Here is a 7,902-nt window from a genome sequence, read left to right on the forward strand (position 1 = left end):
GAGGACGACTACGACGGGGAGTTCCGCTACGACCGGCGACCCGTGGGCGCCGTCCAGGGCCTCGACCCCGAACGGACCGTCCTCATCGGCTCCGTCAGCAAGAGCCTCTCCCCCGCCCTGCGGATCGGCTGGATGTGCCTGCCGTCCGCGCTGGTGGACCCGGTGGTCGCGGCGAAGGGCCAACGCGAGCCGTACGCCTCCGCGACGGACCAGCTCACCCTCGCGGACCTCATCGCCTCCGGCGCGTACGACCGACACGTCCGGCGGATGCGCCAGCGGCACCGCGGGCGGCGCGACCGGCTGACGGCGCTGCTCGCCGAACGGGTCCCGGCGGTACGGGTGACGGGCATCGCCGCCGGGCTGCACGCCGTCCTGGAACTGCCCGCCGGCACGGAAGGGGCGGCCCTCGCCGCGACGGCCCGGCGCGGGGTCGCGGTGGAGGGCCTGGCCCCCTATCGCCATCCCGACGCCGGAGACCCGGCCGATCCGGCCGAACCGGACGGCCCGGCCCGTCCGGACGGCCTGGTCGTCGGTTACGCCACGCCGCCGGAGCGGTTGTACCCGCGTGCGCTGGAGGCGCTGTGCGAAGGGCTGTCGGAGGCACTCGGGTCCTGAAGGACACCCTCCGCCGCCGTGCCCTCCGCCGTCATCTCCTCCGCCGCCGTCAGGATCTCCGTGAGGCGGAGGCCGAAGCGGGCGTCGCAGGCATCGGGCTCGCCCGTGCGGGCCGAGCCGATCAGCGCGTCCACCGCTCCGCCGAACGCTCCCACCGCCCCGTCCCAGCGGGGCAGTGCGACCCGGCCCCCGGTGCCGTACAGGGTGAGGGCCGCCCCCGACGCCTCCGGCGGGGCGCTGAGAGTGAGGGTGGCGGTGCTGCTCGCGCCCGAGGTGTGCCGGAGCACCAGGTGGTGGGTGTCCGCCGGGCCCCGCGCCGCGGTGATCTCCGTGACGTCTCCGAGGACCGGGAGGTAGACCGACAGGACGTGCGGGCCCACGTCCCACAGGCCGCCCTTCTCACGGCGCCACGGGGAGGCCGCGTACTCGCTGCTCGAACCGGTCCCGTAGAGCGAGCCCAGCCAGTGCGCCTCGCCCAGGAACCAGCCGCCGACCGCCGTCTGTTCCTCGATCCAGCGGGCCGTCGGTTCCGCGAAGCGGAGCGTGCAGAAGACCACCGAGGCCACTCCCGCGGCCTCCACCGCATCGGCCACCTCCCGCGCCCCCGCGACCGTCGTCGCGACCGGCTTGTCGAGGAGGACATGGCAGCCGGCCTCCGCGGCCCGGACCGCCAGCGGCGCCTGGACGTCCGGCGGGAGCGCGAGCGCGACGGCGTCGCTGGCCTCGAAGAGCGCGTCCACGTCGTCGTACGCGCGCGTGCCCGAGCCGGCGGCGAGCGCGGCCGCCGCCTCGGAGCGTCTGCCCCACACCCCGCTGAACTCGATCCCCGGATGCCCTGCAAGCGCGGGCGCGTGCGTGCGACCGGCCCAGGGGCCGGTGCCGAGGAGTCCGATACGGGGCTTCGTGCCCAGCTGCTTCGCCATGCCCCCAGTCTGCCGGGTGGGTCCGACAACGGGCCTCCCCGGGCTGCTCGCGGCCTTCCCCGAAATCCGCTCGCGTCCCTCCCCCCGCCCGGTGTTAGCGTTTCCGGGCCGGCCGCGGGACTTCGGTGCGACTTCCGGAACCTGCCTCTGAAGCAACGTCTTCGCTGTTCGTGCCCTCATTCCCCGGCCGGCACCCACGCGGTACGAGAAGGAGAGAACCTTGTCCGAGCTCGTCGCCGCCGAGGACGTGCTCCTCTTCGTCAACGCCGCCGTGACCGCCACCGGCCAGCGCGAGTTCCGTTCCTCCGCCGCCGAGCAGCGGTTCTCGCTCCGCTTCGTCCACGAGTACGTACGGGTCAACTACCGGCCCGTGTACGCCGCGGCCCTCGCGCTCGACATCAACCACCACAACGCCGCCCTCGTCGTCGAGCAGCTCCTGCGCACCGCCGACGAGGCGGGCGGCCCCGAGGAGAAGCGGGCCGAGGGGCGGCTGATCGGGGCGCGGCTCGCGATGCTGCCGCCGCCGCGGGTCTACCGGCTGTTCCGCGTGCTGCGCGCCGCCGGGGTCAACAACCGGCGTACGCGCGCGATCGTGCGCGCGTGGCTGGCGACCCGCCCCGATCCCGCCCTGGACGCGGTGAAGTACCGGAGCGGTCTGAAGGCCGCCCTCCGGCACGTCCACGGGCGGCTGCCCGACGCCGAGACCGGGGACTTCCTCTTCGCGCCGGGAAGCCGCGTCCGGTACGAGAACCCGACGCTCGACGCGTTCCGCCGCGCCCGTTACGAGCAGGGCGCGCTGTACGAGCTGCCGTTCACGGTCGCCGAGGGTTTCGCCGCCCGGCACGGCGTACCGCGCGCGGTGTTCCTGGAGCGGATCGCGCCCCGGATGACCCGGCTCGAACAGCTCAGGACCGAGCGGGCCGCCGATCTGTCCGTGATGCCGCTGACCCGGCTCGCCCTCTACGTCCTCTCGCTGCCGTTCGGCGAGCGCGTGGAGCGGCGGGCCGAGCTGACGGGCGCGCTGCGGGCCGCGGCCCGGCGCGCGGCGGGACCGTACGCGGGGAGCTGGGGGCGGGTGACGGCCGTGCTCGACGACAGCTTCTCCTCCTCGGGTTCCGCGGTGAAGCGCCGGCGCCCGCTGGCCGTCGCGCTCGGCTGCCACCACCTCCTGGAGGCCCTCGCGGCGCCGGGGGCGTACACGCCGCTCTGGACCTCGGGCGGCGACGACCCGCTGCTCGTCCGGCCGTACGGGCCGACTCCGCTGGGCCTGCGGATCCTGGACGGTCTGGAGACCGGGCCGGACCGGCTCGTGATCGTCTCGGACGGCTGGGACAACGCCCCGCCGGGGCTCGCGGGCGAGGTGCTGCGGGTGTGGCGGTCGCGGCTGGATCCGGAGCGCCGGACGAGCGTGGTGCACCTGAACCCCGTATACGACGCGCAGGGTTTCGACGTACGCCGGCTCGCCCCCAGCGTGCCGGCCGCCGGCATCCGGGACGCGGAGGACCTGGCGGCGCTGGTGGAGATCGCGCAGTTCGCCGAGGGGCGGACGGGGTTCGCGGAGCTGCGGGCCTATCTGGACCGGCGGGTGGAGCTGTTCCTGAAGGCGGCGGAGGAAGGGGGACGGGCATGACCCGGATCGATCTGACCGGGCTCGACGTCCGGCCCGCGCAGGTGTGGGGCGGGGTACGGCTGGTGCCGCTGGTGCGGGCCGAGCCGGTTCCCGGGCTGCGGCTGCACCGGAAGGTGTACGGCGGTCTCGGCGCGGTGGACCTGCCCGACCGCACCACCTACACCTCGTACGTCCCGCACGGGTTCGTCGCCGACTGGACCGGAGCGGGGTCCGACTCGGCCCCGGTGCCGGGGGCGGGCCGGGAGTCCGCCGCGTACGGGACCCGGCTCGGTGGCGGAGGCGGCGGGCGCGGAAACGGGGGCCGCGACGAGGCGCCGGACTGCGTGCCCGTGCGCCGGATCCACCGGATGGCCAAGCGGCGGCGCGACAAGGACGGGCGCGCCGAGTCGCGGCTCCGTTTCCTGCCGCTGCACCTCGCCCTGGAGGGCTATCTCGCGCTGCACTTCGGCGGTCCTTCGACCGTCTGGGACGAGTGGTCCCGCGAGGCGGTCCGGCACGGCCTCTCGCCGCGCGCCGAGGCTGCGTACGCGGGGTGGAGCGTGCCCGGGCTCACGGAGGCGCTGCGGATCTTCGAGGTCCACCCGGGCCAGTGCGGGCTGCTCCTGTACGTGGCCGACGCGCTGGCCGCGGCCTTCGTGGTGCCGCACCCGGACGACTACCGTCCGCTGCACCCGACGCTCGTCGAGGACCTGTACGGGGAGCTGGTGCACCAGTACGCGTACTACGGCGGCCCGGTGCCCGAGTTCACGGCACGGATCCGGGACGGGGCCGGTGGCATCCGTACCCTCGCGGACCTGCGGGCGGCGGCGCGGGAGCAGGAGCGGGCCTGGGCCGTGGCGCACGACGGGATCATGGCGCGGGACCTCCTGGAGACCTCGTACGCCTTCGAGCGGGCCTACCGGGCCGGTCCGTTCGATCTGTACCGGTTCCTGCCGCCGTTCGAGCGGGGCGGGCGGGAGCAGCACATCGGGGAGCTGATCACCGACCGCAAGGGGCGGACGGCCTATCTGAAGACGTTCCGGCTCTCGGAGAACCAGATCCGGAAGGGGTACCTGCTGCGGCGGCTGGCCGACTGCGAGTGGCACCTGGGGCGGACCGCGGAGGCTCTGGGGACCTCGTACGCGGAGGTCGTACGGCGTGTCCGCAGCGCGGGTCTCGGCACGTTCCTGAACGAGCACTCCGTCGCACAGCGGCTCCGTGAAAATCAGGAAAGCTGAGTAACACGGGGTTCACATTCGGGCAACCGACGGGAAATCCCGTGTTGCGAAGCTGCGACCGGACACAGACACCGCAGCTTCTCGCAGCGCCGCGAGCCGCCGCGACACCCGCAGCAGCACGCCCAAAGGATGAGGCCCGTGACCTTCAAGGCTGAGTACATCTGGATCGACGGCACCGAGCCGACCGCGAAGCTTCGTTCGAAGACGAAGATCATCGTGAGCGGGGGCGCCACGCTCGGCGAGCTGCCGATCTGGGGCTTCGACGGTTCCAGCACGAACCAGGCCAAGGGCCACGCCTCGGACCGTGTCCTCAAGCCGGTCTTCGTCTGCCCGGACCCGATCCGCGGCGGCGACGACGTCCTGGTGCTGTGCGAGGTCCTCAACACGGACATGACGCCGCACGAGTCCAACACGCGTGCCGCGCTGGCCGAGGTCGCCGCGAAGTACGCCGCTCAGGAGCCGATCTTCGGCATCGAGCAGGAGTACACCTTCTTCGAGGGCACCCGCCCGCTCGGCTTCCCGGTCAACGGCTTCCCGGCCGCCCAGGGCGGCTACTACTGCGGCGTCGGCGCGGACGAGATCTTCGGCCGCCCGATCGTCGAGGCGCACCTGGAGAACTGCCTCAAGGCCGGTCTCGGCATCTCCGGCATCAACGCCGAGGTCATGCCGGGCCAGTGGGAGTTCCAGGTCGGCCCGCTGGCGCCGCTGGAGGTCTCCGACCAGCTGTGGATCGCCCGCTGGCTGCTGTACCGCACGGCCGAGGACTTCAACGTCTCCGCGACGCTGGACCCGAAGCCGGTGAAGGGCGACTGGAACGGCGCGGGCGCGCACACCAACTTCTCGACGAAGGCGATGCGCGAGGGCTACGACGCGATCATCACCGCCGCCGAGTCCCTCGGCGAGGGCTCGAAGCCGCTCGACCACGTCAAGAACTACGGCGCCGGCATCGACGACCGCCTGACGGGTCTGCACGAGACCGCCCCGTGGGACCAGTACTCCTACGGCGTCTCGGACCGCGGCGCCTCGGTTCGCATCCCGTGGCAGGTCGAGCAGGACCAGAAGGGCTACATCGAGGACCGCCGCCCGAACGCGAACGTGGACCCGTACACGGTGACCCGCCTCCTGGTGGACACCTGCTGCGAGGCCCTCGCGAAGGCCGGCCAGGTCTGATCCGCACGTCTTCACGCCAGAGGCGCCCACCTTTCCCGGTGGGCGCCTCTCGGCGTTCGTGCCGGGTTCCTTCCGGCCGGATCCGGTGTACCTCCCGGCGTACGGACCCGGGTGGTTCTCCCGGCATGTGGGAAGGACGACACGGGGTTTGGCCGGCGAAGGGGTCGTCGGAGGGATTCCCTTCTGGTTCAATAGGGAAATGGCCATCACACAGAACGACACCGCGACGGGTCGTCACGACCTCGAGCCGTTCTGGCCTTCCCGGCAGCATCACGACTTCGACCGGGTGTGTTGCCGCGCGAGGAACGCGTCGGCCCTCTAAAGCCCCGATCGGTACGGTCCGATCCACGGCCTTCGGCCGACGCGCACGACGTATGACGTACGACTCCTGTCCGTCCGTTCCTCCGCGCGAAAGAGCTGACTTCCCATGGCCCAGACCGCTCACAGCACCCCCACCGCCGTTCGTCCCGGCCGTCATCGGCTGCGTGCCGTCGATCCCAACGAGGTCGTGGACTTCGCGCAGGTCGCCGATTTCCTGCCGCCGGGTGCCACCCTGCTGCCCGCTCCCCCGCACACCCTGCCGACGCTGCCGGGCCGGCCGCCGATGGTCGGGTACCTCGTGCTCGTACCGGCCGATCAGCAGCCGCGGCTGCCCGTCGCCGCTCCCGCGCCCGTCGCCGCCGCGGTGGAGGACCAGGGGCCGGTGGCCATCGACGGCGTCCAGCGGATCGCCGTCGTCGACGGGCAGGCGCTCGACCTGACATATCTCGAGTTCGAGTTGCTCGCCCATCTGGTGGCGCACCCCCACCGGGTCCACACCCGCGACCAGTTGGTCACCACCGTGTGGGGGTACGGCCACGTCGGTGACGGACGCACCGTCGACGTGCACGTGGCCCGGCTGCGGCGGAAGCTGGGCGCCGAGCACCGCCACACGATCCAGACCGTGCGGCGGGTCGGCTACAAGTACACGCCCTGACCGGGTAGTCGGGTCAGCTCGTCCGCGCCCTGCCCCTCGCCCTGGACACCAGTCCCAGGGCGAGGTCCACGGTCAGGAACAGCAGCAGGCTGATGCCGAGCAGCGGGACGAACCACGCCACGACGGCCGTCCCCGCGAGGAGCGGGAGCAGCATCGTCACCGGGACCTTCCGCCAGGCCCCGCGGGCCGCCGGGCGGCCCGGGCGGCGCAGCCACCACATCCGGTAGCCCCACAGGATCAGCAGGATCAGGGCGAGCGCCAGGACCGCGAGGGCCAGTTGGTTGAACAGGCCCAGGAACACGCCCGTGTGCGCGTCGATGCCTATCCGGGTGAGCTTCGCGAGGAGCGGGTAGTCGGCGAAGCGGAGCTGGTCGACGACCGCGCCGTCCGCCGGGTTCACCGCCACCGAGTCCAGCTGGAGCGGGAACTGCGCGTCCGTCTCCTTGACCACGTACCCCTTGCCCTCGCTCGGCAGGATCACCGAGATCTTCGGGCTGTCGATGCCGGCCGCGCGGGCCGTCTCCAGGGCCTTGTCGAGGCCGATGTCCGGACCCTGGGCGGTGGTGCCGCCGGTGTGGCCGCCGCCGTGGCCCTCGTGTTCCGAGGAGCCGCCGGCCGCGCCGCCGACGGTCGCCGTGAGCGTGGGCGTCGCGCCGCCGAGGCCGTCCTGGACGACGCCGATGTTCTCGCCCGCGTACCGCGACCAGGTCAGGCCCGTCGCCGACAGCAGGACGAGTCCGGTCACCGCCCACAGGCCGACCGAGCCGTGCCAGGACAGCGTGCGGCGGCGCGAGGCCGGGCCGCCCTCCGGCACGAACAGGGCGCGGCGGTTCCTCCTGCGCCGGCCCAGCCACAGCAGGAGACCGCCGAGGGCGATGACCCAGAGCCAGCTCGCCGCCAGTTCGCTGTAGTTGCGGCCGGTCTCGCCGAGGTGCAGATCGCGGTGCAGACCGTCGATCCAGGTGCGCAGCGGGAGGGCGCCGGAGCTTCCGTAACTGGGCAGCTGCCCGCGTACGTCCCCGGTGTACGGGTCCACGAAGACGGCCAGTGAGGTGTCCTCGGGGACGTCCGGGTCGGCCATCAGGACGCGGGTCGTCGCGCCGGGTTCGGCGCCGGGCCAGACTGCGGTGACGGTGCCGTTCGGGTTGACCTTGCGGGCGATGTTCACCTGCTGGGAGAGCGGCAGGGTCGTCTCGCCGACGGGGACCTCGAGCTCGTGCGCGTACACGACCTTCTCGGCCTGGAAGGAGAGCGCGTAGAGCAGACCGCTCGCGGCGGCCACGAGGAGGAACGGGGCGACGAGCACGCCCGCGTAGAAGTGGAGGCGGAGGACGAGGGGGCGGAGGGCGCTCCAGGTTCCCGCCTTCTGCG

At 73.0% G+C, this 7,902-nt stretch carries 7 protein-coding genes; 5 read left to right on the plus strand and 2 right to left on the minus strand.

The window, feature by feature from the left end; genetic code table 11:
- The coding region (locus tag AOK00_RS05310; RefSeq protein ID WP_159041685.1) for an aminotransferase class I/II-fold pyridoxal phosphate-dependent enzyme at positions 1–615 on the plus strand (615 nt) is incomplete at its 5' end.
- On the opposite strand, the gene AOK00_RS05315 is transcribed toward AOK00_RS05310, so the two are convergent.
- On the minus strand, positions 534–1,538 hold the full coding sequence (locus AOK00_RS05315; protein WP_079041849.1) for a Gfo/Idh/MocA family protein: 1,005 nt from the start codon (positions 1,536–1,538) through the stop codon (positions 534–536). The two genes, AOK00_RS05310 and AOK00_RS05315, sit on opposite strands and share 82 nt — an antisense overlap.
- Before the next feature lie 220 nt (positions 1,539–1,758).
- Here AOK00_RS05315 and AOK00_RS05320 point away from each other — a divergent pair, with 220 nt between their 5' ends.
- The 4 genes from AOK00_RS05320 to AOK00_RS05335 all read left to right on the plus strand — a co-directional run bounded on the left by AOK00_RS05320 (position 1,759) and on the right by AOK00_RS05335 (position 6,531).
- Positions 1,759–3,168 carry a hypothetical protein gene (locus AOK00_RS05320; protein WP_254047248.1) on the plus strand — a complete coding sequence of 470 codons (1,410 nt, stop codon included), beginning with the start codon at positions 1,759–1,761 and terminating at the stop codon, positions 3,166–3,168.
- A complete protein-coding gene (locus AOK00_RS05325; RefSeq protein ID WP_055599153.1) occupies positions 3,165–4,385 on the plus strand; it encodes an ARPP-2 domain-containing protein in 1,221 nt (406 codons plus the stop codon). Before AOK00_RS05320 ends, AOK00_RS05325 begins: the two co-directional genes overlap by 4 nt.
- A 138-nt stretch (positions 4,386–4,523) precedes the next feature.
- Positions 4,524–5,555: a glutamine synthetase gene (glnII, locus tag AOK00_RS05330; protein WP_055599154.1), complete on the plus strand. Its 1,032-nt coding sequence runs from the start codon at positions 4,524–4,526 to the stop codon at positions 5,553–5,555.
- Positions 5,556–5,982: 427 nt separating this feature from the next.
- The gene (locus AOK00_RS05335; protein WP_055599155.1) at positions 5,983–6,531 is read left to right on the plus strand and encodes a winged helix-turn-helix domain-containing protein; all 549 of its coding nucleotides are present in this window, start codon (positions 5,983–5,985) and stop codon (positions 6,529–6,531) included.
- Between the two features lie 13 nt (positions 6,532–6,544).
- Here AOK00_RS05335 and AOK00_RS05340 read toward each other — a convergent pair.
- Positions 6,545–7,902: PepSY-associated TM helix domain-containing protein (locus AOK00_RS05340; protein ID WP_055599156.1), on the minus strand; the 1,358-nt coding region annotated here is incomplete at its 5' end.

Origin of the sequence: Streptomyces aureus, from assembly GCF_001418135.1 — a bacterium.
In the GTDB taxonomy this organism is placed as follows: Bacteria; Actinomycetota; Actinomycetes; order Streptomycetales; family Streptomycetaceae; genus Streptomyces; species Streptomyces aureus_A.